The organism is Intrasporangium flavum (assembly GCF_001956915.1).
GTDB lineage: Bacteria > Actinomycetota > Actinomycetes > Actinomycetales > Dermatophilaceae > Monashia > Monashia flava.
In genome coordinates this window covers 25,907-51,983 of record NZ_MLJO01000025.1, presented here as the reverse complement: position 1 = coordinate 51,983, position 26,077 = coordinate 25,907, and the positions used below count along the sequence as shown (strand labels likewise).

Annotated in this window: 23 protein-coding genes; 12 read left to right on the top strand and 11 right to left on the bottom strand. The window is 72.0% G+C overall.

Annotated features, from left to right (window positions below):
• On the top strand, positions 1-873 hold an 873-nt coding region (locus BIV28_RS17260; protein WP_076263774.1), incomplete at its 5' end, for an ATP-binding cassette domain-containing protein.
• Positions 870-1,724, top strand: a complete 855-nt coding sequence (locus tag BIV28_RS17255; RefSeq protein WP_076263767.1) for an ABC transporter permease — start codon at positions 870-872, stop codon at positions 1,722-1,724. The genes BIV28_RS17260 and BIV28_RS17255, both read left to right, overlap by 4 nt.
• Before the next feature lie 102 nt (positions 1,725-1,826).
• Here BIV28_RS17255 and BIV28_RS17250 read toward each other — a convergent pair whose 3' ends face one another.
• The 5 genes from BIV28_RS17250 to BIV28_RS17230 form a co-directional block, all read right to left on the bottom strand.
• Complete coding sequence (locus tag BIV28_RS17250) at positions 1,827-2,771, bottom strand: carbohydrate ABC transporter permease (RefSeq protein ID WP_083707463.1); 945 nt, start codon at positions 2,769-2,771, stop codon at positions 1,827-1,829.
• On the bottom strand, positions 2,768-3,673 hold the full coding sequence (locus BIV28_RS17245; protein ID WP_076263766.1) for a carbohydrate ABC transporter permease: 906 nt from the start codon (positions 3,671-3,673) through the stop codon (positions 2,768-2,770). Before BIV28_RS17245 ends, BIV28_RS17250 begins: the two co-directional genes overlap by 4 nt.
• Before the next feature lie 81 nt (positions 3,674-3,754).
• Positions 3,755-5,068, bottom strand: coding sequence for an ABC transporter substrate-binding protein (locus tag BIV28_RS17240; protein WP_076263765.1), 1,314 nt, complete (start codon positions 5,066-5,068; stop codon positions 3,755-3,757).
• A 100-nt stretch (positions 5,069-5,168) separates the two neighbouring features.
• Entirely contained in the window at positions 5,169-6,227 is a 1,059-nt protein-coding gene (locus BIV28_RS17235; protein ID WP_076263764.1) for a class I mannose-6-phosphate isomerase, read from the bottom strand.
• Positions 6,224-7,222 (bottom strand): LacI family DNA-binding transcriptional regulator, encoded by a 999-nt coding sequence (locus tag BIV28_RS17230; protein WP_083707462.1) that lies wholly within the window; start codon positions 7,220-7,222, stop codon positions 6,224-6,226. Before BIV28_RS17230 ends, BIV28_RS17235 begins: the two co-directional genes overlap by 4 nt.
• Positions 7,223-7,497: 275 nt before the next feature.
• Between BIV28_RS17230 and BIV28_RS17225 the strand changes: the two genes are divergently transcribed.
• Positions 7,498-12,552: a GH92 family glycosyl hydrolase gene (locus BIV28_RS17225; protein ID WP_242653110.1), complete on the top strand. Its 5,055-nt coding sequence runs from the start codon at positions 7,498-7,500 to the stop codon at positions 12,550-12,552.
• Between the two features lie 88 nt (positions 12,553-12,640).
• On the opposite strand, the gene BIV28_RS17220 is transcribed toward BIV28_RS17225, so the two are convergent.
• On the bottom strand, positions 12,641-13,372 hold the full coding sequence (locus BIV28_RS17220) for an alpha/beta fold hydrolase (RefSeq protein ID WP_242653109.1): 732 nt from the start codon (positions 13,370-13,372) through the stop codon (positions 12,641-12,643).
• Positions 13,373-13,395: 23 nt separating this feature from the next.
• Positions 13,396-13,800 (bottom strand): DUF6855 family protein, encoded by a 405-nt coding sequence (locus BIV28_RS17215; protein WP_076263761.1) that lies wholly within the window; start codon positions 13,798-13,800, stop codon positions 13,396-13,398.
• A gap of 129 nt (positions 13,801-13,929) precedes the next feature.
• On the opposite strand from BIV28_RS17215, the gene BIV28_RS17210 reads away from it, so the two are divergent.
• The gene (locus tag BIV28_RS17210) at positions 13,930-14,721 is read left to right on the top strand and encodes a DUF4118 domain-containing protein (RefSeq protein ID WP_083707461.1); all 792 of its coding nucleotides are present in this window, start codon (positions 13,930-13,932) and stop codon (positions 14,719-14,721) included.
• A 40-nt stretch (positions 14,722-14,761) separates the two neighbouring features.
• Here the strand turns inward: BIV28_RS17210 and BIV28_RS17205 are convergent, their stop codons facing one another.
• Together BIV28_RS17205 and BIV28_RS17200 are read right to left on the bottom strand one after the other, a co-directional pair.
• Positions 14,762-15,658 (bottom strand): trypsin-like serine peptidase, encoded by an 897-nt coding sequence (locus tag BIV28_RS17205; RefSeq protein WP_076263760.1) that lies wholly within the window; start codon positions 15,656-15,658, stop codon positions 14,762-14,764.
• A gap of 108 nt (positions 15,659-15,766) precedes the next feature.
• Positions 15,767-16,564, bottom strand: a complete 798-nt coding sequence (locus BIV28_RS17200) for a deoxyribonuclease IV (protein ID WP_076263759.1) — start codon at positions 16,562-16,564, stop codon at positions 15,767-15,769.
• 126 nt (positions 16,565-16,690) lie between these two features.
• Between BIV28_RS17200 and BIV28_RS17195 the strand changes: the two genes are divergently transcribed.
• From BIV28_RS17195 to BIV28_RS17180, 4 genes are read left to right on the top strand one after another with little or no spacing between them, the layout of a single operon-like run.
• Positions 16,691-17,272, top strand: a complete 582-nt coding sequence (locus BIV28_RS17195) for a carboxymuconolactone decarboxylase family protein (protein ID WP_076263758.1) — start codon at positions 16,691-16,693, stop codon at positions 17,270-17,272.
• Between the two features lie 24 nt (positions 17,273-17,296).
• Positions 17,297-18,850: an MFS transporter gene (locus BIV28_RS17190; RefSeq protein WP_076263757.1), complete on the top strand. Its 1,554-nt coding sequence runs from the start codon at positions 17,297-17,299 to the stop codon at positions 18,848-18,850.
• Positions 18,851-18,904: 54 nt separating this feature from the next.
• Positions 18,905-19,720, top strand: coding sequence for a DUF6498-containing protein (locus BIV28_RS17185; protein WP_076263756.1), 816 nt, complete (start codon positions 18,905-18,907; stop codon positions 19,718-19,720).
• A 59-nt stretch (positions 19,721-19,779) separates the two neighbouring features.
• On the top strand, positions 19,780-20,322 hold the full coding sequence (locus tag BIV28_RS17180; protein WP_076263755.1) for a DUF4395 domain-containing protein: 543 nt from the start codon (positions 19,780-19,782) through the stop codon (positions 20,320-20,322).
• A gap of 4 nt (positions 20,323-20,326) precedes the next feature.
• Here the strand turns inward: BIV28_RS17180 and BIV28_RS17175 are convergent, their stop codons facing one another.
• Both BIV28_RS17175 and BIV28_RS17170 read right to left on the bottom strand, forming a co-directional pair.
• A complete protein-coding gene (locus BIV28_RS17175; protein ID WP_076263754.1) occupies positions 20,327-21,313 on the bottom strand; it encodes an LLM class F420-dependent oxidoreductase in 987 nt (328 codons plus the stop codon).
• A gap of 135 nt (positions 21,314-21,448) precedes the next feature.
• On the bottom strand, positions 21,449-22,168 hold the full coding sequence (locus tag BIV28_RS17170) for an MBL fold metallo-hydrolase (protein ID WP_076263753.1): 720 nt from the start codon (positions 22,166-22,168) through the stop codon (positions 21,449-21,451).
• A gap of 107 nt (positions 22,169-22,275) precedes the next feature.
• Here BIV28_RS17170 and BIV28_RS17165 point away from each other — a divergent pair, with 107 nt between their 5' ends.
• The 4 genes from BIV28_RS17165 to BIV28_RS17150 all read left to right on the top strand — a co-directional run bounded on the left by BIV28_RS17165 (position 22,276) and on the right by BIV28_RS17150 (position 26,054).
• Positions 22,276-22,824 (top strand): type 1 glutamine amidotransferase domain-containing protein, encoded by a 549-nt coding sequence (locus tag BIV28_RS17165; protein WP_076263752.1) that lies wholly within the window; start codon positions 22,276-22,278, stop codon positions 22,822-22,824.
• A 61-nt stretch (positions 22,825-22,885) separates the two neighbouring features.
• Positions 22,886-24,223, top strand: coding sequence for a M20/M25/M40 family metallo-hydrolase (locus BIV28_RS17160; RefSeq protein WP_242653108.1), 1,338 nt, complete (start codon positions 22,886-22,888; stop codon positions 24,221-24,223).
• 23 nt (positions 24,224-24,246) lie between these two features.
• Positions 24,247-25,713: an MFS transporter gene (locus tag BIV28_RS17155; protein WP_076263750.1), complete on the top strand. Its 1,467-nt coding sequence runs from the start codon at positions 24,247-24,249 to the stop codon at positions 25,711-25,713.
• Entirely contained in the window at positions 25,710-26,054 is a 345-nt protein-coding gene (locus BIV28_RS17150; protein ID WP_076263749.1) for a TfoX/Sxy family protein, read from the top strand. The genes BIV28_RS17155 and BIV28_RS17150 overlap by 4 nt, the downstream gene beginning before the upstream one ends.
• Positions 26,055-26,077 lie beyond the last annotated feature (23 nt).

Genomic DNA, 26,077 nt, shown 5'->3' with positions numbered 1-26,077 from the left:
CTCGGCCCCAACGGCGCCGGAAAGACCACCACCGTCCGGATGATGACGACCCTCACCACCCCGACGAGCGGCACCGCCCGCGTCGCCGGGCACGACGTGCGCACCGATCCTGAGGCCGTCCGCCGCAGCATGGGCCTCACCGGGCAGGCCGCGACCGTCGACGAGATGCTCACCGGCCGCGAGAACCTCCGGCTCATCGGCTCGCTCTACGGCCTCGGGCGGCCCGACGTTCGGCGCCTGTCCGACGAGCTGCTCGAGCGGTTCTCGCTGACCGACGCCGGCAACAAGGTCGTCAAGGAGTACAGCGGCGGCATGCGGCGTCGCCTCGACCTCGCCGTCAGCCTCATCGCCGCCCCGCCCGTCCTCTTCCTCGACGAGCCCACCACCGGGCTCGACCCGCGCAGCCGCGTCGAGCTGTGGGAGGTCCTGCGCGGCCTCGTCGCCGACGGCACGACGCTGCTGCTCACGACGCAGTACCTCGAGGAGGCCGACCAGCTCGCCGACCGCATCGTCGTCATCGACCACGGCCGGGTCATCGCCGAGGGCACCCCGCTCGAGCTGAAGGACCAGTCCGGCCAGGCCGCCATCGTGCTGACCGTGTCGCACGCCGACCAGCTCGAGGAGGCGCGCGCCCTGCTCGCCTCGCACGTCACCGAGGTCCACGTCGACGTCCCGGCGCGCCAGCTGACCGCGCCCGCCGAGGGCCTGTCCGACATGACGCGCGTCGCCGCCGTCTTCGACCGCAGCCAGATCGTCCTCGACGACCTCGGCCTCAAGCGTCCGAGCCTCGACGACGTCTTCCTCAGCCTGACCGGCCACCGCGCCGAGCAGGAGGACGGCGCCGCCGCGGCCGGGGAGGGGGAGTCCCGATGAGCCAGTCCACCGCCACCGACACCCGGCGTCGCGCCGACGCCGCTGCCCCCGTCCTGCACCCGCCGGGGCTGCTGCGCCAGGTGCAGATGATGGTGTGGCGCAGCCTCAAGCACACCCGGCGCCAGCCGGAGATGCTCACCGACGTCACGATCCAGCCGATCATGTTCGTCGTCCTGTTCGCCTTCGTCTTCGGCGGCTCGATCCAGACCGACAGCGCCTCCTACCGCGAGTGGCTGCTGCCCGGGATCATGGCCCAGACGATGGCGTTCTCCTCGTTCATCGTCGCCAACGGCCTCAACATGGACCTCGACAAGGGCATCATCGACCGCTTCCGGTCGCTACCGATCTCGCGCGGCTCGGTCCTCATCGGCCGCAGCGTCTACGGCATCATCCACTCGAGCATCGGCGTCTTCGTCATGTCGATGACCGGCCTGGTCATCGGCTGGCGCATCCGCGACGGATTCGGCCCGGCGGTGCTCGCCTTCGCGCTGCTGCTGCTCTTCGGGTTCTCGATGATCTGGATCGGCATCCTCGTCGGCTCGGCGATGCGCTCGCCCGAGGCCGTCAACGGCCTGATGTTCACGACGATGTTCCCGATCACCTTCCTGGCCAACACGTTCGCGCCGACCGCGGCCATGCCCTCGGTGCTGCGCACCATCGCCGAGTGGAACCCCATCAGCGCGCTCGTCCAGGCGATGCGCGAGCTGTGGGGCAACGTCCCGGGCACGCCGCCGGGTGCGGCCTGGCCGCTGCAGCACGCGGTCGGCGTCTCGATCGGGTGGTCGCTGCTCATCACGGCCGTCGTCGCCCCGCTCGCGATCCGCGCCTACGTGCGCCGCACCACCGACTGACGCCCCAGCACGTCCCCACGCGCGAACGGCGCGGTCCCCGGGTGGGGGCCGCGCCGTTCGCGTCCTGCTGGTGGTCTGAGGTGGTGACGAGTCGGGTGCCGGCTACTTCACCGAGCCGCTCATGAGGCCACCGATGAAGTAGCGGCCGAGCAGGATGTAGACGAGCAGCGTCGGCAGCGAGGCGAGCAGCACGCCCGCCATGATCTGCGGGTAGTTCGGGTTCTGCCCGCCGGCCAGCTCGTTGAGCGCGTACGTCACCGGGCCGTTGTTGCGGTTGGTGAGGAACAGCGCGAAGAGGAAGTCGTTCCAGGCCGAGGTGAACTGCCAGATCATCGTCACGACGAAGCCCGGCATCGAGATCGGCAGGACGACCGAGAAGAACGTGCGGAACAGGCCCGCACCGTCGACCTTGGCCGCCTCGAGGATCTCCGTCGGGAGCGCCGTCGCGTAGTAGTTGCGGAAGATCAGCGTGCAGATCGGGATGCCGAAGATGACGTGCACGGCGATGAGCTTGGCGATGCCGTCGAACCACGAGAAGCCCGGCGTGGACTGCACGTCGATGAGCATCCCCTGCAGCGGGATCATGACCGCCTGGTACGGGATGAACATCCCGAAGAGGAACAGCGTGAAGACCGTCGTCGCCCCGGGGAAACGCCACTTGGAGAAGACGAACCCGTTGACCGAGCCGAGCGCCGAGGAGAGCACGGCGACCGACAGGGCCAGGATGAGCGAGCGGAACAGGGGCGGCGAGAGCGCCGTCCACGCTGAGGCCCAGCCGTCGCGGGAGAACACCGTCGGCAGCGACCACGCCTGGCTCGCCGTGACGTCGCCGCTGCGCTTGAAGCTCGTGACGAGCAGCACGTAGAGCGGCAGCAGGATCATGACGAGGAAGAGCACCAGCAGCGCGTAGCGGACGGTCCGTCCCGCGACCGTCCCCTCGGTGCCGGGCGCCTTGCCCGTCGTGCGACGCGTCGGGATGGGCTCGCCGACCGCGCCACCGCGTCCGCCGGCGGCGACCGGCGCGACCTCGTTCGTCGTGGCGGTCATCCGCGCGTCTCCTTCTCCGTCTTGTTCGTGTAGATGAGGTACGGCACGACGACGAGGGCGACGAGCACCAGCAGGATCGTGGCGTTGACCGCGGCGGCGGTCGGGTTGTTCTGCTGGAACATCTGGGTCCACATCATCGTCGCGGGCACCGAGGCCTTGTACGAGTTCTGGCCGGCGATCGCGTAGATGAGGTCGAACATCTTCATCGACATGTGCCCGATGATGATGAGCGCCGACAGGGCGATCGGGGACAGCTGCGGGAAGAGGACGTGCCGGTAGAGCTTCCACTCGCTCGCGCCGTCGATGCGGGCGGCCTCGCGCTGGTCCTCGCTGATCCCGCGGAACCCCGCGAGGAAGAGGGCCATGACGTAGCCGGACAGCTGCCAGATGGCCGGGATGGCCATGGCCGCCATCGAGAACGCGCTCGGTGACTGCCACCACGCGCTCTGGAAGCGTTCGAGCCCGATCATCGCGAGCAGCTGGTTGAGGCCGACGGCCTGGTCACCCTTGCCGGGCGAGAGCAGCCAGCGCCACACGATGCCGGCCGCGATGAACGAGATCGCCATGGGCAGCAGGTAGACGGAGCGGAAGATGCCCTCGGCGCGCACGCCCTTCTCGAGCAGGACGGCCCACAGCAGGCCGAAGAGCATCGTGCCGGCGACGAAGACGACGGTGAGGACGAGCAGGTTGAACAGGGCGTGCTGGTAGTCGTCGCTGCCGAGCAGGTTCGAGTAGTTCTGCAGGCCGCCCGGGTTCGTGACGCGCTTGGTCGCCTTGGTCACGGTGCGGTCGAGCGACGTCGCGACGTTGCGCCCGATGAGCCAGTAGACGAAGACCCCGACGAGGATGATCGACGGCAGCACGAGGAGGAACCCCGGCAGCCAGTCCTTGGTCTTGCGCATGGATGGTCCTTGAGGGAACGGGCGGTCCGGCCGGCGCGGGCCCACCTCCGACGGAGGCGGGCCGCGCCGGCCGGGACCGCGTCAGCTGACGTACTTCTTCGCGGCGGCCGCGAGGTCGCTCACGAGGGTCGCGTCGTCCTTGCTCGAGTAGAACTTGCTGATCGCGGTGCTGATGTCCGCGTTCCACGCGAGCGACACGGCGGCGCCGTGCGCGATCGAGGACACGATGGTGTTGGACTTGAAGGCGTCCATCGCGGACTGCTGGTAGGGCGGGAAGTCGGTCTTCGGCACGTCGGTGCGCGCCGGGATCGAGCCCTTGGCCAGGTTGAAGGCCTTCTGGCCCTCGGCCGAGCCGATGAGCATGAGCCAGTCCTTCGTGCCGCCGGGGTTCTTCGCGCCCTTCGGGAGCGTGAAGGAGTCGGCGAGGAAGTCGAAGACGCCGTCGGTGCCCGGGGTCGGGAACCACGTCCAGTCCTGGTCCTGCTTCTTGCCCTTGTCCGCGAACTCGGCCACGGCCCAGTCGCCCATGACGTTGTAGGCGGCCTTGCCGTCGATGACCATGTCGGTCGCGACCGGCCAGTCGTCACCGTCGGAGGCCGTGTTGGCGTAGGTCAGCAGCTTCTTGTAGTCGGCCGCGGCGGTCTTGACCTCCGCGGAGTCCCACTTGGTCTTGCCGTCGAACAGGCCGCTGTACTTCTCCGCGCCGAGGTCGGCGATGAGGACGTTCTCGAACAGCTGGACCTGGGTCCACGTGCCCGAGACCGACAGCGGCGTCGAGACGCCGGAGGCCTTGACCTTGTCCATGTCGGCGATCCAGGACTTGATGTCCTTCGGCGGGGTGTTGACACCGGCCTTCTTCAGGACGGCGACGTTGGCCCACACGACGTTGGCGCGGTGGATGTTCGAGGGGACCGAGTAGATGTTCCCGTCGACGGTCAGCCGCTCGATGAGGTTCTTCGGGAAGACCGACTCGCCACCGAGCGCCTGGATGACGTCGTTGACGGGCTCGATCTGCTCCGCGTCGATGTAGTCGGCGAGCTCGGCACCGGCGTGGCCCTGGAACGAGTCCGGCGGCTGGTTGTTCTGCAGGTCGGACGCGAGCTTGGCCTTCGCGTTCGAGCCTGCGCCACCGGCGACGGCCAGGTTGACGAAGGTGTCGTTCGGGTACTTCTCCTTGAAGAGCGCCTCGAGCGCGTCGAGGCCCTTCTTCTCCGAGCCGGCCGCCCACCACGTGAACACGCCGACGTCACCACCGGCGCCGCCGGCCTTGGTCGCGAGCGAGGTGCTCGCGCCGCCGGAGCCACCGGTGTCGTTGGTCGAGCCCGACCCGCAGGCGGCGAGCGCGACGGCCACGACCCCCGCCATCGCCACGGCTGCAACAGCCCTGTTGCGCATTGATCCTCCTTGTTGGTTCCGATGCCCCGACCGGTTGCCGGATGGGACTCGGTGCGGTGCCGGTGCCCCCTCCGGGTCCGGCCGTGTGTCGGTGCCGCGGTCAGGCGGCGGGAGTGCCATACGGCGGCATGCACCGGATGACGGTGACGTCTCCCTCGACGCGGACGGAACCCGCGCCGTGGGGGACGAGGAGGACATCTCCCCTGGTGATGTCCATGGATGCGCCGCCGGTGTCGCCGGCGCCGGTCACGAGGGTGCCGTGACCGTCGACGACGACCGTGACGGCGAACGCCGCCTCGACGGTGACCGGCTCGGGGCCGGTCGGCCGGACGACCTGCGCCCGGAAGAAGGTGTCGGCCTGCGCGGGCAGCGCGCCGCCCGACCCGACGACGTCGGACCAGCGCCGGCGCAGGCCGGCGAGGGCCTCCGGCGTCAGCGGGCCGCGGTCGACGCTGCGCAGCGCGAGGCCGCGTTCGAGGCCGAGGAAGGCGTGCGCCTCCTCGAGTCCGAAGCGTTGGTGCTCGAGCATGACCGACAGGTCGGTGGGCTCCTGCAGCTCGAGGACGAGGACGCCCTCGCCGATGACGTGCGGCTGCCCGGCCGGCACGAGGATCGCGTCGCCGCGGGTCACCTCGACGGGGTTGAGGGCCGCGAGCAGCTGGTCGTCCTGGGCCTCGACGAGCTCGGCGAGACGCTCGGGCGAGACCTCGTCGCGGAACCCGAGCCACACGCGGGCGCCCGGCTCGGCGTCGAGGACGATCCACGCCTCGGTCTTGCCGTTGTCGCAGTGCAGGTGGGCCTTGGCGAAGGCGCGGTCGGGGTGGGAGTGCACCGGCAGGCGCTCGCCGCTGTCGAGCAGCTTGGTCAGCAGGCCCGGCACGACGCCGAACGTGTCGACGTGCGCGTCGCCGAGCCACTCCCGCGGGTCGGACTCGAGCGCCGAGGGCAGGTCGGCGCCGTCGTCGAGCAGGGTGAGGCCGCCGCCGCCCTCGGCGAAGAGGCGCGTCGTCGAGGCGAGCCAGTCCTCGGGCCGGTGGCCGTCGAAGCCGTCGGGCACCGGCAGGCCGCGGAAGGCGAGGATCCGCTCGCCGCCGCGGTAGAAGCGGTGCGGCGTGTTGACGGGCAGGTGCCTCGGGACGAGGTGCTGGGTGGTGGTCATCGGTGGTTTCCTCGGGTGCTGTCGCGGCGGACGCCGGACGCGCGGACGATCAGACGCGTCGGCATGACGACGGTCTGGGGCGGGGACTCGTCGCCGAGGAGGCGCGAGAACAGCTGTTGGGCCGCCTTCTGCCCCATGGCGGCCGGGTCCTGGTGGACGACGGTCACGGGTGGGTCGATGAGCTCGGCGAGCTCGAAGTCGTCGTAGCCGACGAGCGAGAGGTTCGCGTGCAGGTCGCGGATCGCGAAGAGCGCCGCGAGGGTGATCCGGTTGTTGCCGGTGATGACGGCGGTGATCGGCTCGGGGCCGGCGCTCCAGCGGGTCAGGACGTCGCGGACCGACACGACCGAGTGCGGGCCCATGACGACGCGGGCCGAGCCGGGCAGGCCGAGCGCCTCGTGGGTGGCGACGAAGGACTCGCGACGCTGGCGGGCGGTCCAGAAGCCGGGGTCGTCGCCGAGGAAGGCGATGTGCCGGTGGCCGTGGGCGACGAGGTGCTCGATGGCGCTGCGGACCCCGCCCTGGTTGTCGCTGAGGACGGTGTCGCGGGGCGTGCCGCGCACGGGCCGGTCCATGTAGACGATCGGGGTGCCGCTCGCGTCGATCTCCGGGTCGGCCGACGCGGCCTCGCTCGCGGGCACGACGACGATGCCGTCGACGCGTCGGGCGATGAGCGCCTCGAGGGCCGCGCGCTCGCGGCTCGGGGACCCCTCGGCCGAGGCGGTGATGAGCTGGTGCTGGCGGATCCGGGCCTCGCGCTCCACCGCCGCGCCGACGAGGGAGTAGAAGGGGTTCGCGAGGTCCTCGACGACGAGCCCGATGGTGAAGGTGCGGCCCTGGCGGATGAGCCGGGCGCCGTCGTGGCGACGGAAGCCGAGCCGCTCGATGACGGCCCGGACGCGCTCGGCGGTGTCGGGCCGGACGCCGGGTTCGTGGTTGACGACGCGCGACACCGTCTTGACCGAGACATGTGCCTCGGCGGCCACGTCCGCCATCGTGGGACGTGCGCCTGTCCGGTGGTCAGACAACGCTGTCATGCCTGCAATCTGAGCAGATCGAGGCGAAGCTCGGCAACGGAATCCGGTGGGTCGAGGCCTGTCCGGCCGGTTCCTGTCCGATTGGCTGTCCCGACCGGACAAGAACCATCTGCACCGTTGACGACACTCGTCCCCCGGGGAAAGTCTCGCCGGGTCTTGCATTGCTCAGCTCAAGGACGAGCACGGAGGAACCGATGGGTTTGACACCTGGGATCCAGAGAGGCGCCGTCGCCATGGCGCTGCTGGTCACCTCGACGATGGGGGCGGTCGCCGGACCGCCCAGCGCGGCGGCCGCGGCCGCCGACGACACCGGCAGCTTCTCGACCTCGTTCGAGACCGGCGACCCCCAGCCGGCCTTCGGGGCGGTCGAGAACGGGCCCGACGGGCCGCGTCAGAAGAACGTCACCGGCACGGTGAGCGTCGACGGCAGCCTGCTCGGTCAGGTCACGGCGGTCACCGCCAGCGCCGAGAACACGCCGGGCGAGGTGGCGGCCAACCTCGCCGACGCCAACCCGGACACCAAGTGGCTCGCCTTCGCCTCGAGCGGCTGGGTGCGCTACCAGCTCGCCTCGCCGGCCAAGGTCGTGCGCTACTCGCTGACCTCGGCCAACGACTCGCCCGAGCGCGACCCGAAGAGCTTCACGCTCCAGGGCTCGGCCGACGGCACGACGTGGACCGACCTCGACTCGCGCAGCAACATCGACTTCGCCGGCCGGTTCGCGAAGCAGGACTTCACGGTCACGACGCCGGGCAGCTATGCGTACTACCGGCTCAACGTCACCGCCGTGCACTCGGGCAGCATCGTGCAGCTGGCCGACTGGGACATCTCCGACGGCTCGACCGGTACCGGTCCGGCCACGCCGATGGTGACGAAGGTCGGCTCGGGCCCGATCTCCGGCTTCAACATCAAGCCCCTCGTCGGCTGGACCGGCGTCAAGGCGCTGCGCTACTCCGGTGGCCACACCGCCGACGGCCGCGGCTACGCCTGGAACCGCCTCTTCGACGTCAACCTCCCGGTCAACCCGGCAACCCGCCTGTCCTACAAGGTCTTCCCCGACATGGTCGCGGGCGACCTCAGCTACCCGTCGACCTACAGCGCCCTCGACCTGCACTTCACCGACGGCACCTACCTGTCCGACCTCGAGGCCACCGACGCCAACGGCGTCGCCGCCAGCCCGAACGGCCAGGGCAGGGGCAAGATCCTCTACGCCAACCAGTGGAACGCCGTCTCCGTCGACGTCGGCACCGTCGCCGCGGGCAAGACGATCGACCGCATCCTCGTCGGCTACGACAACGACACGGCGAAGAAGGACACCCGCTTCGGCGGCTGGATCGACGACCTCGACGTCGCGGCCCACCCCGCCGCGGTCGACGCGTCCGACCTGACGCACTTCGTCGACACGCGTCGGGGCACGAACGCCTCGGGCAGCTTCTCGCGCGGCAACAACCTGCCGATCAGCGCGCTGCCCAACGGCTTCACGTTCTTCACCCCCGTGACGAACGCGAACTCGCAGTCGTGGGAGTACTACTACCAGTCGGCCAACAACGCCTCGAACCTGCCGGTGATGCAGGGCCTGGCCATCTCGCACGAGCCGAGCCCGTGGATGGGTGACCGCAACCAGCTCTCGGTCATGCCGTCCACGACGACCGGCACCCCCACCGGCAGCGCGTCCGGTCGCGCCCTCACCTTCGACCACCGCACCGAGGTGGCCCGGCCCGACTACTACAAGGCCGTGCTCCAGGGCGGCCTCGTGTCGGAGATGACGCCCGCCGACCACGGCGGCGTCTACCGGTTCACCTTCCCGTCCGGCACGACCAAGGGCAGCCTCGTCCTCGACACCATCGACGACAACGGCACCTTCACCGTCGACGCCGCGGCCGGCACCGTGACCGGCTGGGTCGACAACGGCAGCGGCCTGTCCGCCGGGCGCAGCCGGATGTTCGTCTACGGAACCTTCGACCGGGCCGCGACCGCCGCCGGCACCGCCCCGAACGGGCACGCCGGCACGCGGTACGCGTCGTTCGACACGAGCACCGACAAGACGGTCGTGCTCAAGCTCGCGACGTCGTTCATCTCGCTCGACCAGGCGAAGCGCAACCACGCGCTCGAGCTGGCCGCCCGCGACTTCGACGCCGTCCACGCGGCCGCCAACACGGCGTGGAACCAGCGCCTGGGCGTCGTCGGGGTCAAGACGAACACCGACACGAACGCCGACACGCAGCGCACGACGCTGTACTCGAACCTCTACCGGCTCAACCTCTACCCGAACAGCCAGTTCGAGAACACCGGCACGGCAGCGGCTCCGCACTACCAGTACGCGAGCCCCGTTGCGGCCAAGTCGGGTTCGGCCACCGCGACGACGACGAACGCCGCCGTCAAGGACGGCAAGATCTACGTCAACAACGGCTTCTGGGACACCTACCGGACCGTGTGGCCGGCCTACAGCCTCCTCTATCCGGAGGTCGCGGCCGAGATCGCCGACGGCTTCGTGCAGCAGTACCGCGACGGTGGCTGGATCGCCCGCTGGAGCTCGCCGGGCTACGCCGACCTCATGACCGGGACCAGCTCGGACGTCGCCTTCGCCGACGCGTACGTCAAGGGCGTCAAGCTGCCCGACCCGCTCGGCGCCTACGACGCCGCCGTGAAGAACGCGACGGTCCTGCCGACGTCGAGCGCCGTGGGCCGCAAGGGCCTCGACACCTCGATCTTCCTCGGCTACACGAGCACGAGCACCGGCGAGTCGGTGTCGTGGGGTCTCGAGGGCCTCGTCAACGACTTCGGCATCGGCAACATGGCCGCGAAGCTCGCCAAGGACCCGGCCACGCCGGCGAACCGGCGCGCCCAGCTGCAGGAGGAGTCGCAGTACTTCCTCGAGCGGGCCACGCACTACGTCAACGCCTTCAACCCGAAGGTCGGGTTCTTCCAGGGCCGCAAGCCCGACGGCAGCTTCCCGGCGACCTTCGACCCCGAGGCGTGGGGCGGGGACTACACCGAGACGAACGGCTGGAACTTCGCCTTCCACGCACCGCAGGACGGCACGGGCCTGGCCAACCTCTACGGCGGCCGCGACGCCCTCGCGAAGAAGCTCGACACGTTCTTCGCGACGCCCGAGACGGCGACGAAGCCCGGCGGTTACGGCGGCACGATCCACGAGATGCTCGAGGCGCGTGACGTCCGGATGGGCCAGCTCGGCCAGTCCAACCAGGTGTCGCACCACATCGCGTACATGTACGACTGGACCGGCCAGCAGTACAAGACGGCCGAGAAGGTCCGCGAGATCCTGCGCCGCCTCTACGTCGGCACCGACACGGGCCAGGGCTACCCCGGCGACGAGGACAACGGCGAGATGTCGGCCTGGTACGTGCTCTCCTCGCTCGGCCTCTACCCGCTGCAGGTGGGCTCGTCGCAGTGGGCCGTCGGCTCGCCGAAGTTCCAGCAGGTCACGGTGCACCGCACGCAGGGCGACCTCGTCGTCAACGCACCCGGCAACTCGGAGAAGAACCTCTACGTGCAGGGCCTGACCGTCAACGGCCAGAAGCAGAAGTCGGTCTCGGTCGACCAGTCGCAGATCGCTGGCGCCTCGACGCTCGACTTCGCGATGGGCAGCACGCCGTCCGACTTCGGCGCCCGGGCCCAGGACGCCCCGCCGTCGCTGACGACGGGCACCGAGGCCCCGAAGCCGTTGCGCGACATGACCGGTCCCGGTCGTGGCACCGCCTCGGCCACCGGCCTCGCATCGGGTGCCGACGCCGCGAAGCTGTTCGACGACACGTCGCGCACCTCGGCCGCGTTCGCCTCGGGGACGCCGACCGTGACGTTCGACCTGTCGGGCGTCGGGCAGCGGGCCACCTGGTACACGATCACCTCCGGCCCGGCCGCGGGCGACCCGTCCGCGTGGCGCGTCGAGGGCAGCAAGGACGGCGGCAAGACGTGGCGCACGCTCGACACGCGCACCGACCAGTCCTTCCCGTGGCGGGTGCAGACGCGTCCGTTCAAGCTGGCCGACACCGGCACGTACACCTCCTACCGGCTCGTCGTCACGGCGACCACGGGGGCGGCCGCGCCGAACCTCTCGGAGGTGGAGTTCCTCACCGACGGCTCGAAGGCGCAGAACACCGGCATCACGGTGACCGCCGGTCCGGCGTTCGAGACGTCCGAGGACACCGCCTGGTCCGGCACCGTCGGGACCTTCTCCGGAGGCGTCGGCCAGGGTCAGGACCCCTCGGCCACCGCGACGGCGACCATCGCCTGGGGCGACGGCTCCACCTCGGAGGGCACCATCACGGCCGGTGACCTCGGGTCGTTCACGATCCGCGGCAGCCACACGTGGGCCAAGCCGGGGTACTACCAGCCGAAGGTCACCGTGACTACGGCCAACGACAGCGGCTCCGCCCTCGGCGGCGCCACGGTCCACACGGCGTCGGTGCCGTCGTACGCGGTCGGGTTCGACTCGGTGTGCTTCGGAAACGTCGGCGACTCGGTCCCGTGCGACGGCGACCGGGCGGGCCTGTCCCGTGAGGCGCTCGCCGACGCGGGCGGGGTGCCGGGCAAGCTGCTGACCGTCCCGGGCACCGACCTTCGCTACTCGATGGCGGGCATCCCGGTGGGGCAGAAGGACAACGCCACGGGCGCCGGCCAGACGCTCACGGTGTCCCTCGCGCCGGGAGCCACGAAGCTGTCGTTCATCGGCACGGCGACGCAGACGGCCCAGGACGTCACGGCGACGGTCCACTTCACCGACGGCACGACGGCGCCCTACCGGGTGCAGTACGGCGACTGGTGCGGTTCGGCGCAGTTCGGCAACGTCGTCGCGCTCGAGATGGCCTACCGCCTCAACGGCACGAGCACGGACAGCTGCCACGCCAAGCTGTTCGCGACGGCACCGCTGAGCATCCCGTCGGGCAAGACCGTCGACTCGGTGAGCCTGCCGACGCAGACGGGTGACCCGAAGTCGGCCGGGCGGATCCACGTGTTCGCCGTCGCCGACAACGGCTCGGCCATGCAGGTCACGCCGGGCGCCGACGCGTCGGCCCAGGCGGGTGCGGCCGCGGACGTCGCGCTCGGCACCGTCACCGGAGGCGTGCCGGACGGCACGTACCGGGCCCGGGTCCAGTGGGGCGACGGGTCCGTCACCGAGGACGCGACGGTCGCGGCACCCGGTGCCGACGGCGTCGCGACGATCAGCGCGAACCACGCGTGGGCCGCGGCCGGCACCTACCGGGTGCGCGTGCTCGTGTCCGACTCCCGCTCCGACGTGCTCGGGACCCTGACGGTCACGGTGCGCTGAGGACCGACCCCACCGCACGCGGGACAGACCGGCCCGCCGACAGCCACGAGCCGTCGGCGGGCCGGTCGGGCGTCAGGGGGCAGGGTTCTCAGGACGTGTCGAGGAAGGGGCGGACGGCGGCGAGGAAGCCGTCGGGGTCGGTGTCGTGGACGAGGTGACCGGCATCGACGCGGACGAGCCGGCCGGCGGGCAGCGTGCGGGCCAGCTCCTCGACGTGCTCGGCCGGCATCGGGCTCGACGGACCGCCCCACACGACGAGCGTCGGGGCGCCGACCGAGCGGGCGACGTCGGCCCAACCGGGGTCGGGGTCGTCGATCTGCGCGCGCACCTGCAGCACCATCTCCCAGTCGAACCCGGGGTCGGCGTCGGGCCGCGCCGGCGGGTTCGGGGTGCGCGGGTGCGGCAGCGGGACGTCCTCGAGCACGACCCGCCGCACGCGTCGGGGCTCGGTGGCCGCGACGAGGAGCGCGACGAGCCCGCCCATCGAGTGCCCGACGACGTCGTAGGTGTCGGCCTCGGCGAGCACCGGCAGGCTGCCGGCCACGGCGAGGGCGTCGGCGGCCATCTCCTCGAGCCGGTAGGAGCCCGGGCGGCTGCTGCCGGCGTGGCCGCGCGCGTCGAGCGCGACGACGGTCCGCCTCGAGCGCAGGTCGCTCGCCACGTGCGCCCAGTCGAGCGAGGACTCGCCGGTCGCGTGGAGCAGGAGCACCGGCCGCCCCGCGGGGTCGGTGTCCGAGCCTTGCCGTGGCCAGGTGCGGACGAGCACGTCGACGCCGTGCAGCGCGACGAGGGCCGTGTCGCCGGGGTCGGTGGAGGTCACGCGCGAGGGTCCCAGGCGCGACGTCAGAGGGCGCGCATGCGGTTGTTGCGCGGCTGGTGCTCCACCTCGGCGAGGCCGAGCTCCTCCAGCAGCGGCGGCAGGTACATGCCGACCCGGCCGCGGTAGCCCTTGCGCAGGCCGTACCACCCGCCCACCGGGTTGGACTCCGAGCGGGCCCACGCCTCGACGGTCCCGTCCTTGGCCGGCTTCTGCTCGTCGGCCGAGCCCAGGGGCACCCAGTCGCCCTGCTCGCGCAGCCAGGCGTGGAGGTCGTCGACGACGCGGGCGTCGTAGGTCAGCCGCGTCGACCCCACCTGGCAGACGAGCTGCGCCGGGGTGGCGGCGTCGTCGCGGTGCATCGTGTACTCGGCGGTGCCCGGCGGGGTGCGCAGGACCCACGGGTCGTCGGTGCTTCCGGTGCCGCTCACGGTCGTCCTCCTCGGGCTCGTGCGTCCTTCCCACCTTTCTACCCCTGCCGCGTCAGGATCGCGTCAAGACGGCGTCAGGGTGCCGCGGTCCCCGCCTCGCGCGCGCCCGCGCGGCGCGACGATGAGGCCATGACCAGCGACACCACCGGGCGAATGGCAGGGCGGATCACCGATCGGCTCGCCGATCGACTCACGACGCGACGCGGGCTGGTGCGCCTGCTCGCCGTGCTCCTGCCCGTCGTCGTCGGCGCGGGCCTCGCGCTCGTGCGCTCCGGGATGGACCAGAGCACCGCGGCGATGGTCCTCGTGCTGCCGGTCGTCGCGGCGTCGGCCACCGGGGACCGGGTCGCGGGGGTGCTCGCGGCGCTCGCCGCGGCGGGCAGCTTCGACTTCTTCCTGACCGAGCCCTACTACTCGTTCTCGATCCACCACCGCGACGACCTCGAGCTGGCCGTGGCCCTCGTCGTCGTCGGGCTCGCCGTGACCGAGGTGGCCCTCTGGGGCCGGCGCCAGCAGGCTGCCGCGCTGCGCCGCGACGGCTACATCCGGGGCCTGGCCCAGCTGCTCGACGCCCCGGCCGACTCGGGCGTGCAGGAGCGCGCCGTCGCCATCGGGGCCGCGATCACCGAGGCGCTGGGCGCCGACCGCGCCGAGTGGGTCGGCACCCACCCCCGCTGGAACGACGCCGTCGTCGGCCCCGACGGGCGCGTCACCTCGGGCGGGCGCGTGGTGCCGGTGCAGCGCGTCGGGCTGCCCACGGAGGCGTGGACCGCGCTGCCCGTGCGGCGCGGTGACCGCGTCGTCGGGCACTTCCGGGTGACGGCCGCGACGCGCGTCGTGCGCCCGAGCGCCGAGCAGCTGCGCGTCGCCGAGCTGCTCGCCGACCGGATGGCCGCGGTGCTCGAGCGCGACCGCGCCTGACGCCGTCGCTGCGCGGCGTCAGGCGCGGCTTCCCCGCCCCTCAGTCGACCTGCGTGTAGAGGCTCTGCTCGACGGAGCCGAAGTACGGCCCGTACATGACGTCCTTCTCGCCGCGGTAGCCGAAGGAGTTGAGCGAGTTGAGCTGGCCTCCGGTGATCCAGCCGCCGCCCGAGGAGCCGCCGGTCATGCTGCACGGCAGCCGGTTGTCGGTGGATCCGCGGGTGTCCATCGTCGTGGCCCCGCTGCACTTCCAGAGGGTCTGGCCGTCGTACGGGCTCGCCTGCGGGTAGCCGTAGGCGTCGAAGGTGCGGCCGTACCCGAGGTTGAAGGCGATGGGGTAGGAGCCCCCGACGGTGGCGGCGAGCGTCTTGCCCGCGAGCGGGTTCATGACGGCGAAGCCGATGTCGTGGTTGAAGTCGCCGCTCGTGCGCCACTCGGTGGTCGTCAGCAGCGAGGCCGCCGTGAACGTGCCGTACGGGCGGTTGCCGTTCTCGTACTTGGGCACGAAGGCGAAGTTGGTGACGTAGGCGCCCGGGCCCTCGTTGACGCAGTGGCCGGCCGTCGTGACGAGCGAGCCGCTCGAGCTCTGCGTCACGGTTCCGGAGCAGACGTAGTTGAGGCCCTTCTCGGTGAAGAAGACCTTGCCGAAGAGCGGCGAGGCCGGCACCTGGACGGCCTGGGCGCCGCTCGTGCCGCCACCCGGCTTGCCCTTGTTCGCGACGTACTTCTTCTCGCGGGGGATGGCGCTCTTCATCCGGGCCGGCGTCCAGTAGGCGAGGACGCGCTGCTGCTCGGCGGGCGTCGTGGCCGCGGCGTGCGGCGTCGGGCCGTGCGAGCGTCCGGGACCCGACGCGGTGGCGACGGGAGCGGCGACGAGCGAGAGCACGAGGGCGCCGGCGCCCAGGGCGCCGGCGAGGAGCGAGCTGGTCCTGCGCATGCAGCCTCCTTGGGAGGAACGGCCGCCGGACGGTCCCCCGAGGACGGCCCTTCCTGCACGGTACGGGCAGGAGTGCCCCCCTTGGGTCAGGTTTCGGTCAGAAAAGGGTCAGGCGACCCGTCCGCGCAGCCAGGCGATGTCGGCGGCCTGGGCCTCGGTGCCGCCCGGCGTCTCGCACACGACGGGCGCCCCGGCCGCACGGACGACGTCGGCGAGGGCGTCGCCGTCGATGTGTCCGGAGCCGAAGTTCGTGTGCCGGTCGGCGCCGGAGTCGAACTCGTCGCGGGAGTCGTTGGCGTGGACGAGGTCGATGCGCCCGGTGATGGCGCGCACCTGGTCGACGACGCTGCCGAGGTCGTTGCCGCCGGCGTGCGCGTGGCAGGTGTCGAGGCAGAAGCCGACGTTCTCGCTGCCCGACGCCTGGCCGATGGCGTCCCAGAGCCGGGCGATGGCCTCGAGCCGGCGCGCCATGGCGTTGTCGCCGCCGGCCGTGTTCTCGATGAGCAGCGGGACCGGCAGGTCGAGGCCGTCGATGCACTTGCGCCAGTTGTCGAAGCCCTTGGCGGCGTCCTCCTCGACGCCGAGGTGGCCGCCGTGGACGATGACGCCCTTGGCGCCGATCTCGGCCGCTGCGGTGAGGTGCTGCTGGAGCAGCTTGCGACCGGGGATCCGGATGCGGTTGTTGAGACTGGCCACGTTGATCGGGTACGGCGCGTGCACCCAGAGGTCGATGCCCGCGGCTGCCGCGTCGGCCTTGAGCGCCTCGGCGCCGCCGGCGTACCGGACGACCGGGCCCTTGTAGCTCTGCGGGTCGCCGAGGAAGAGCTGCGAGAGCGACGCGCCGCGGGCCTTCGCCTCCGCGATCGGGTCCTCCTGGTCGACGTGCGCACCGATGTGTAGGGCCATCCCCCGAGCGTAGGCCGTGGTACCGACGCGGGGTCGTGCGGGCTCGCGCGTGCCGATGTCACACATCGGTGCCGCCGGGTGTCCACCTGTCGACGGACGATTTCCCACCACCTGCAGGAGGACACGATGACCACCAGGATCCCGCCGAAGGAGATCACCGGGCCCTACGGCGCCCTCGTCAAGCGGTTCAGCAAGAAGATGTTCGGCAGCGTGCCCGAGTCCCTCGGGGTCATGTGGCACCACCAACCACTGCTGCGGGCGACGATGAGCCTGGGCCAGAAGATCCAGAAGGCTGACGAGTGCGACGAGGGCCTCAAGGCATTCGCGCACATGGCCGTCGCCTCGATGCTCGGCTGCTCGTGGTGCCTCGACTACAACTACTTCATGGCCTACCACGAGGGCCTCGACGTCGAGAAGGCGCGGGAGATCCCCAGGTGGCGCGAGTCGGAGGTGTTCTCGCCGCTGGAGCGCACGGTCATGGAGTACGCCGAGGCGATGAGCCAGACCCCGCCCGAGCCCGATGAGGAGCTCGTCGCGAGCCTGCTGCGCGAGCTCGGTCCGGCGGGCCTCGTCGAGCTGACCACCGTGATCGGGTTCGCCAACCTCACGACCCGCTGCAACATCGCCCTCGGCATCGAGTCGGAAGGCTTCGCCGCCTCGTGCGGCCTCGCCCCGATGGCATCGAGGTCCGAGTCCGTGTCGAAGTGAGGGCCCGGTGTTCGACGTGAGGGCATGACGACGACCACCGACACCCAGACGGTCCCCACCCGGACCAGCCCCGCCGGCACCACCTCCGCCAGCACGCCGACGCGACGCCAGTGGCTCGCGCTCGGCGTGCTGGCCCTCACCGCCCTGCTGCTGTCGCTCGACGTCAGCGTCCTCTACCTCGCGCTGCCCGAGCTGTCGGCCGACCTCGGCGCGAGCACGACCCAGCAGCTGTGGATGCTCGACATCTACAGCTTCGTCCTCGCCGGGTTCCTCGTGACGATGGGGGCGGTCGGCGACCGCGTCGGCCGCAAGCGCCTCCTTCTCGTCGGCGCCGTCGCGTTCGGCGTCGCCAGCGCCTGCGCCGCCTACGCGAGCAGCCCCGGCCAGCTCATCTTCTGGCGCGCGGTGCTCGGCATCGCCGGCGCCACCCTGATGCCCTCGACGATGGGCCTGATCCGCACGATCTTCACCGACGAGAAGGCGATGATGGCGGCGATCGGTGTCTGGTACTCGTGCTTCATGGGCGGCATGGCCGTCGGACCGCTCGTCGGTGGCGTCCTGCTCCAGCACTTCTGGTGGGGCTCGGCGTTCCTGCTCGGCGTGCCGTTCATGCTGCTGCTCGTCGTCGTCGGCCGACGCGTCCTGCCCGAGTCGGAGCGGCACGCCGGCACGAAGGTCGACGTCGCGAGCTCGGTGCTGTCGCTCGCCACGACGCTGCCGGTCATCTACGGCTTCAAGGAGATCGCCCGCGGCGGCAGCACCACCGTCGCCCTCGTGACGGTGTCGGCCGGCCTGGCCATGGGCCTGGTCTTCGTGCGCCGCCAGCGCCGGATCGCCAACCCGCTCGTCGACCTCTCGCTCTTCCGCAGCCGGGCCTTCTCGGTGGCGCTCGCCGTCATGCTCGTCGGCGGCGTCGTCATGGCCGGGGTGTCCTTCCTCGGCTCGCAGTGGCTGCAGCTCGTCGCCGGCCTCTCGCCCCTCGGCGCCGGCCTGTGGATGCTGCCGGCGAACCTGGCCCTGCTCATCGGCTCCTCGACGTCGGCCCGGATCGCCGGGCGCCTCGGCACGGCCCGCAGCATGGCGTCCGGCCTGCTCGTGTGCGCCGCAGGGCTCCTGCTCTACACCCAGGTCGGCGCTGCCGCAGGGCTCGGCCTGCTCGTCTTCGGGATGTGCCTGACCTCGTTCGGGATCATGGTCCCCTCGACCCTGACGATGGGCGTCATGATGCAGTCCGCGCCGCCGGAGCGCGCGGGCTCGGTCGCCTCGATGTCCGAGACGTCGGCGGAGTTCGGGATCGCCGTGGGCGTCGCCGGCCTCGGCTCGCTCGCGACGTTCGTCTACCGCGGACAGCTCGCGCCGTTCGCAGCCGACCACGCGTCGGGCGCCACGACCTCGGCGCTCGACTCCCTCGCCGGTGCGGTCCGTGCGGCGGCGGCGCTGCCGGCCGACGCCGCGCGCGAGCTCGTCACGGCCGCGCAGGACGCGTTCACGACGAGCCTCAACGTCGTGGCCGGCGTCGGTGCCGTCCTCTTCGTGGTCTGCGCCTTCTTCGCGCTGCGCGTGCTGCGCACCGCCTGAACGGCCGTCCTCTCGACAGGTGGCGGTCACGGGCCCATGGCACCATGGGCGCCCGTGACCGCCCTCCTGCGCATCCTCGGCGTCGAGCTCATGGCCCGTCTGGGCCGCCGCCTGCCCACCCCGGTGGCGCGGGCGCTGAGCGCGTCGATCCTCGTCGGCGCCAACCTCCTGCCGGTCTGGGCCGTGCTCGACGGCCGCCTCGGCATGGGCGACGTGCTGCTCGTCTACTGGTTCGAGAACGTCGTCGTCTGGTTCACGACCACCGTCAAGCTGCTGACCTCGACGCGTCGCCGCGACCCCTCGGGCGCGCACCCGGTGCGCGGACCCGAGCTGCGCCGGCTCGAGGGCTGGCTCGCGGCGAGGTCGTGGGTCAGCGGCGACCCGGCGTACGCCCTGTCCTTCGCGATGCTCTTCGGCCTCTTCACGCTCGTGCACGGGGCGTTCACCGCGGTCCTCGTCGGGATGGTCGGCCTGGACGGCGGCCTGCTCGACTGGGTCGCGACGGCCGGGGTCATCCTGCTCAGCCACATCCTGTCGGTCGGGCTCAACTGGTTCGGGCGACGGGAGCGCGCCTCGGCCAACCCCGCGTGGGTCATGGTCGCGCCCTACCCGCGGATGGTGGCGCTGCACGTGACCGTCCTCGGCGGGTTCTTCCTCCTCGGCGGCGTCGACGGGCGCACGGCCCGCGAGGTCGCCGCCGTCGTGCTGCTCATGGCGCTCAAGACGCTGCTCGACCTCGTGCTGCACGTCGTCGAGCACGTCGTCCTGGCCCGGCGCGCGGCGAAGCGGGTCGCCCGGCAGTCGGCCGAGCGCGAGGCGAAGCGCGAGGCCGAGCGCGAGGCCGCGCGGCGGCGGGTGTCCACGCCCTGACCGTCCGCCCCGTGACCCGGGGTTGCATAAGTGGGCCTTATGGAGTCCATAATGCTGGCATGAGTTCCTCGCGCTTTCCCGCGGTCGTCGACGACGTCACGGTGCGGCTCATCGCCGCCGTCGTCCTCGTGGTCGGCTCCGTCGCCCTCGCGACGCAGCAGTGGTGGCTCTACGCCGTCCTCGCCGTCGACTTCACCCTGCGGGCCGCGCTCGGACCGAAGGCCAGCCCGGTGGCGCAGCTCGTCCAGCGGTGGATCCGACCCGCCGTCCGGGCGCCGAAGCAGCCGACCGCCGGCACGCCGAAGCGGTTCGCGGCGAGCATCGGTGCCGTCATGACGCTCGCCGCGACCGCGCTCTGGGTCCTCAGCCTCGCGACCGGCGCCTCGTGGGCCCTCGTCGGGGTCGTCGCGATCGGCGCGATCATGGTCGTCTTCCCGCTGCTCGAGTCGGCCTTCGGGATCTGCGTCGGGTGCATCCTCTTCTCGGGCCTCATGCGCATCGGCCTCGTGCCCGAGGAGGTCTGCCTCGAGTGCGCCGACATCACCAAGCGACGCGAGCGCATCCTCGCCGAGCGCGCGGCCGAGCGGGCCGCGGCCGCCTGAGGCGTCAGGGGGCCGCCGCGCGCAGCTTCTCCAGCAGCGGCGTCGCGGCCTCGGCCAGGAACGCCTCCTGTGCGTCGCCGCCCACCTGCACGAGGGCGATGTCGGTGAACCCCGCCTCCCAGTAGGTGCTGACCGCCTCGACGATCCGGTCGAGGTCGGGTCCGCACGGGATCGAGGCGGCGACGTCCTCGGGGCGCACGAACTGCGTCGCGCCGGCGAATCCCGCCGGCGTCGGCAGGTCGCTGTTGACCGACCACCCGCCACCGAACCACCGGAACTGGGCGTGCGCGCGCTCGATCGCCACCTTCTCGTCGGGGTCCCAGCAGATCGGGATCTGCCCGACGGCCCGGGCCCCGGAGCCGACGCGCTCGGCCCCGTCGGTGCGGTTCCACGTGTCGATGAGCTCGGCCTCCGGTTGGACGGCGATCATGTGGTCGGCGAGGGGCGCGAGCCGCTCGATCGACAGGTCCCCGCTGACGGCTACCGCGACCGGCACGAGGATGTCGGGCAGGTCCCACACGCGCGCGGAGTCGACGTCGAAGTACTCGCCGTGGTGCGTGACGAGGTCGCCGGAGTGCAGCTTGCGGATGATCTCGATCGCCTCGGCGAGCATCTCCTGGCGCGTCACGACGCCGGGCCAGCCCTCGCCGACGACGTGCTCGTTGAGGCTCTCGCCGCTGCCCAGCCCGAGCGTGAAGCGCCCGTCGGCGAGCAGCTGGAGCGTCGCGGCCTTCTGGGCGACGACGGCCGGGTGGTAGCGCATGGTCGGGCACGTCACGTACGTCATGAGCCCGACGCGCTCGGTGGCGTGGGCCACCGCGCCGAGCACCGACCACGCGTAGGGAGCGTGGCCCTGCTCGGTCAGCCACGGCGAGTAGTGGTCGCTGCTCACCTCGAAGTCGAAGCCCGCCTGCTCGGCCCCGACCGCCCACCGGACGAGGTCCTTGGGCCCGCTCTGCTCGGTCATGAGGGTGTATCCGAAGTCCGTCACGGACGCGCCGTACCCCTCGCGTCAGGCTGCCACACCAGCCTGTCCAAGGTTTGACGCTCGGCTCGTACAAGGTCTGTCCACAGTTGTGTACAAGGTTGTGGACGACCAGGCCGGCGGGGAGGCGCCGTCGGGCCGTCAGTCCACGCGATGGCGCAGCAGGAACGAGCGGATCGCCTCGCGCGGCCGGCTGCGCAGCTCGGCGCCATGGGTGAAGGCCGCGACCTCGTAGTCGAGCTCGGCGAGCCGGTGGGCCGTCTGCTGGGTCATCCGGAAGTCGGTGCAGAACGCCCTGATCGGCCAGCGCAGCCCGAGGACGTTGAAGATGGCGTCGCCGGTCACGAGGACGCCGGTCGGCTCGTGGAGCAGCGACACGTGCCCCGGTGAGTGGCCGGGCGTGTGCACGACGCGGACCCCGCCCGCGATCGGCAGCACCTCGCCGTCGGTCATCTCGTGCTCGACCGGTACCGCCGCGAAGTCCTTCCCGGGCCGGGACAGGCGGTCGAAGAGGCGCCCGAGCAGGAAGCTGCGGTCGCGCGGGGGCGAGGATCCCTCGGCGGCGTACGCGGCGTCGTCGTGGTGCACCGTGAAGGCGCGGCCCGTGGCCTCGGCGACGTGGGCCGCCCCGCCCGCGTGGTCGGGGTGGGCGTGGGTCAGCACCAGCCGCGTCACGTCGGAGGGGCCCGACCCGATCGCCGCGAGCGCAGCCACAACCTTGGGGCCGCTCCTCGCCACCCCCATGTCGACGAGCGTCACCTGCCCGTCGTCGTCGCGGAAGGCGAACCCGTTGACGAGGTCGCGCACGAGGGGGATGCGCCAGACGCCGGGCGCGAGCGGAACCACGAGGTCCTGGGCCATGCGCCGAGCGTAGGTCAGCAGGAGGGCTTCCGCCCGGGTAGCCGCCACCGGTCGGTGGGTACGGGGGCGGGACAGCGAGACGACACCACCGACACCAGGAGGGTCCCGTGTCCAAGAAGGTCGCATTCCTCGTCGCGAGCGAGGGCATCGAGCAGGTCGAGCTGACCGAGCCGTGGAAGGCGGTGACGGACGCCGGCCACGACGCCGTCCTCGTCAGCCCCGAGTCCGGGCAGGTGCAGATGTTCAACCACCTCGACAAGGGCGACACCAAGGACGTCGACGTGACCGTGTCCGACGCGTCGGTCGACGACTACGACGCGCTCGTGCTCCCCGGAGGCGTCGCCAACCCCGACGCGCTGCGCACCGATGCCGACGCCGTGGCCCTCGTCCGCGACTTCGTCGCCTCGGGCAAGCCGGTCGCCGCGATCTGCCACGCGCCGTGGACGCTCGTCGAGGCCGGCGTCCTCTCGGGCCGGCGCCTGACCTCGTGGCCGAGCCTGCAGACCGACATCCGCAACGCCGGTGGCGACTGGACCGACGAGTCGCTCGTCATCGACGGCAACCTCATCACGAGCCGCAAGCCTGATGACCTGCCCGACTTCTGCGGGGCCGTCGTCGAGGCGCTCGAGCACGGGGCGGCGGCCAGGTCGGCCTGACCTCCGACCCGCTCGCCCGGGGCGTACCGCCGGCACGGCTCGAGGGCCTACGCTCCGGGGCATGAGCGGGGACATGGGTGGCGACGACGCCGCCGTCGAGGCGCTGCGGGCACTGATCCGGATCCCGACGGTCTCGAGCTGGTTTCGCGAGGAGGAGGACCGCGACGCGTTCGACGCGCTGCTGTCCGAGCTGGCGTCGCGCTTCCCGCGGCTGCACGCGGCCTGCGAGGTCGAGCGGATCGCCGGTGACGCGCTGCTCGTGCGGTGGCGCGGCCGGACGCCCGAGGCGCCCGTCGTGCTCATGGCCCACCTCGACGTCGTGCCCGTCGGCGACGAGTCGGCGTGGACCCACCCGCCGTTCGCGGCCGAGCTCGACGGCGGGTTCGTCTGGGGCCGAGGGTCGCTCGACTGCAAGGGCTCTCTCGTCGCCATCTGCAGCGCCGTCGAGCAGCTGCTCGCCGAGGGCGTCGTGCCAGCACGTGACGTCTGGCTGTCCTTCGGGTGCAACGAGGAGGTGTCGGGCGGCGCCGCCAAGGAGGCGGTCCGCCTGCTGCGCGAGCGCGGCGTCGACGCCTGGGTCGTGCTCGACGAGGGCGGCGCCATCGTGCAGGGCGCGCTGCCCGGCGTCGCGGCGCAGACCGCGGTCATCGGCACGACGGAGAAGGGCACCGTCGACGTCGAGCTCGTCGCGCGTGGCGACGGCGGCCACGCGTCGGCTCCGAAGCGGATGGGGGCCACCGCCCGGATCGCCCGGGCCGTCCTGCGCCTCGAGCGGCACCCGTTCCCCGCGCGCCTGCCCGACCCCACGGTCGACATGCTCGAGCGGCTCGCACCGCACGCGTCCGCCCCGTACTCCCGCGTGTTCGCCCGCGCCCGCCGGCTGCGTCCCCTGCTCGGCCGGGTGCTGCCCCGGCTCGGGCACGAGCCCGCCGCGATGGCCCGCACGACGACGGCCGTGACGCAGCTGTCCGGCTCGCCCGGCGCGAACGTCATCGCGGCCGAGGCCCGCGCCCACGTCAACATGCGGGTCATGGTCGGCGAGACCGTCGACAGCGCGCTCGAGCGCATCCGCACCGTCGTGCGCGACCCGGCGGTCGAGGTCGTCCTCGTCAGCGGCGACGACCCGAGCCCCGTGTCGCCGACCGACGACGACGCGTACCGCCTCCTCGAGTCGACGCTCGCCGGCACGTTCCCCGGCGTCGTCCCCGTGCCGTACGTCATGCTCGCAGCCACCGACGCGCGGCACTTCCACCGCGTGTGGCCCCGGGTCTACCGCTTCACCCCGTTCCGGATGAGCGCGGAGCAGCGCGGTTCGATCCACGGCGTCGACGAACGCATCGGCGTCGGCGACTTCCTCGACGGCGTCCGCTGGTACCGCCGGCTCCTCGAGTCCCTCTGAGCGCGAAGGAGACCCGCACCCCCATGAGCGACCGCACCACCGGGCGTCCGGCCCTCGACACCACGGCGCGCGCCCTCGCCGCGAGCCCCATCGCCAAGGTCGTCGGCTTCCTCGTCTGCGTCGAGCTCGCGAGCGGTGTGCTCCAGGGCTACTACACGCCGATCTTCACCGACATCGCCCGGCACCTGTCGATCCACGACGCCGACGTCAACTGGTTCGAGGCGGCCCAGCTCATCGTGTCGGCGCTTGTCGTGCCGCTCCTCGCGCGGCTCGGCGACCTCGTGGGCCACCGCAAGGTCCTGCTCGGCTCGACGGTCGTCACCGCCGTCGCGTCGTGGGGCGTCGCGTTCGCGCCGAGCTTCGGCACGTTCCTCGTCGCCTGGGCCATCCAGGGCTTCTACGTCGTCTGGCTGCCGATGGAGGTCGCGATCATCCACCGCCGCACCGGGGGAGCGGAGTCGCGGGTGCGGGGCGCGGCCGGGGTGCTCGTCGCGGCGCTCGAGCTCGGCGTCATCGCGGGTGCGCTGACGAGTGGTGCGCTGGCCGAGTCCCTCGGCATGACAGGGCTGCTCGCGCTGCCGGCCGTCGTCGTGACGCTGGCGATCGCCGCGGTGTGGTTCGGCGTCGAGGACGCCCCGGGGCTCGGCGAGGGCCGCGTGCACTGGCGCGCGTTCGGCCTGCTGACGCTCGCCCTGGGCCTCGTCATGGCCGGCCTCGTCCTGATGCGCCTGCAGGGCCCGGGGTCGGTGCTGCCGTGGCTGGTCATGGTGCTCGGGCTGCTCACCCTCGTGCCCTACGCGCGCGTCGAGCTGGCGTGCGCGTGGCCGCTCGTCGACCTGCGGGTGCTCCGGGCGCGGGGCCAGTGGCCGGTGCAGGCGACGGCCTTCCTCTTCGGGGTGTCGGTGCTCGGGGCGCAGATCCCGCTGTCGACGTTCGCCCGCACCGACCCCGCCGTCACCGGCTACGGGCTCGGCGCGTCGGCCGGCAAGGTGTCGATCATCATCGGCGGGTACGTGCTCTCGCTCGCCGTCGGGGCGCTGCTGCTCCACGTCCTCGGCCGCCGCGTCGGCACCCGGGTGGCGCTCGTCGTGGCCGCGGGGTTCGTCGCCGTCGGCTACCTGCTCTTCCTGCCGTTCCACGACACCCTCGCCCAGACCATGACGAACATGGTCGTGGCCGGGCTCGGGTCCGGTGCGCTCGTCGCCGGACTGCCGACCGCCGCTGCGGCACAGGCGCCCCCGACCCACACCGGCCTCACCACCGGCATGACGAACACGACGAAGACGATCGGTGGTGCCTTCGCCTCGAGCACCTTCGCCATCGCCCTGGCCAGCACCGGGTCGGTCGACGCCGGGGCCACCGGGCACGCGTCGCTCGCCGGCTACATGACCGTCTGGGCCATCTGCGGCGTCACGGCCCTCGTCGCGGCCGTCTTCCTCGCGACGGTCCACGCCACCGACGCGCGTCGCGGTGGTGTGATGGCTACATGAAGATGCCCAAGCACACCGACGAGGCCAAGGCGTACTTCCGCGGCCTCGTGACCGCGGCCCCGGGCGTCGAGGTCAAGCCGATGTTCGGCAGCCTCGGCGCCTTCGTCAACGGCAACATGTACGCCGGTCTCTTCGGCGAGGACGTCGGCGTCAAGCCCGACGCCGACGCGCTCGCCGAGCTCGAGGCGCTGCCCGGCACCGGGCCGTTCGGCCCGGAGGAGCGGCCCATGAAGGGCTGGCGGTCGCTGCCCACGGCCATGCCGGACGGGGAGAAGTCGGCCTGGCTCGAGCGCGCCCGCGACCACGTCGCAACCCTGCCGCCCAAGGCCTCGAAGCGCTAGTCCGTCCGCCCGCCCGTAGGGTC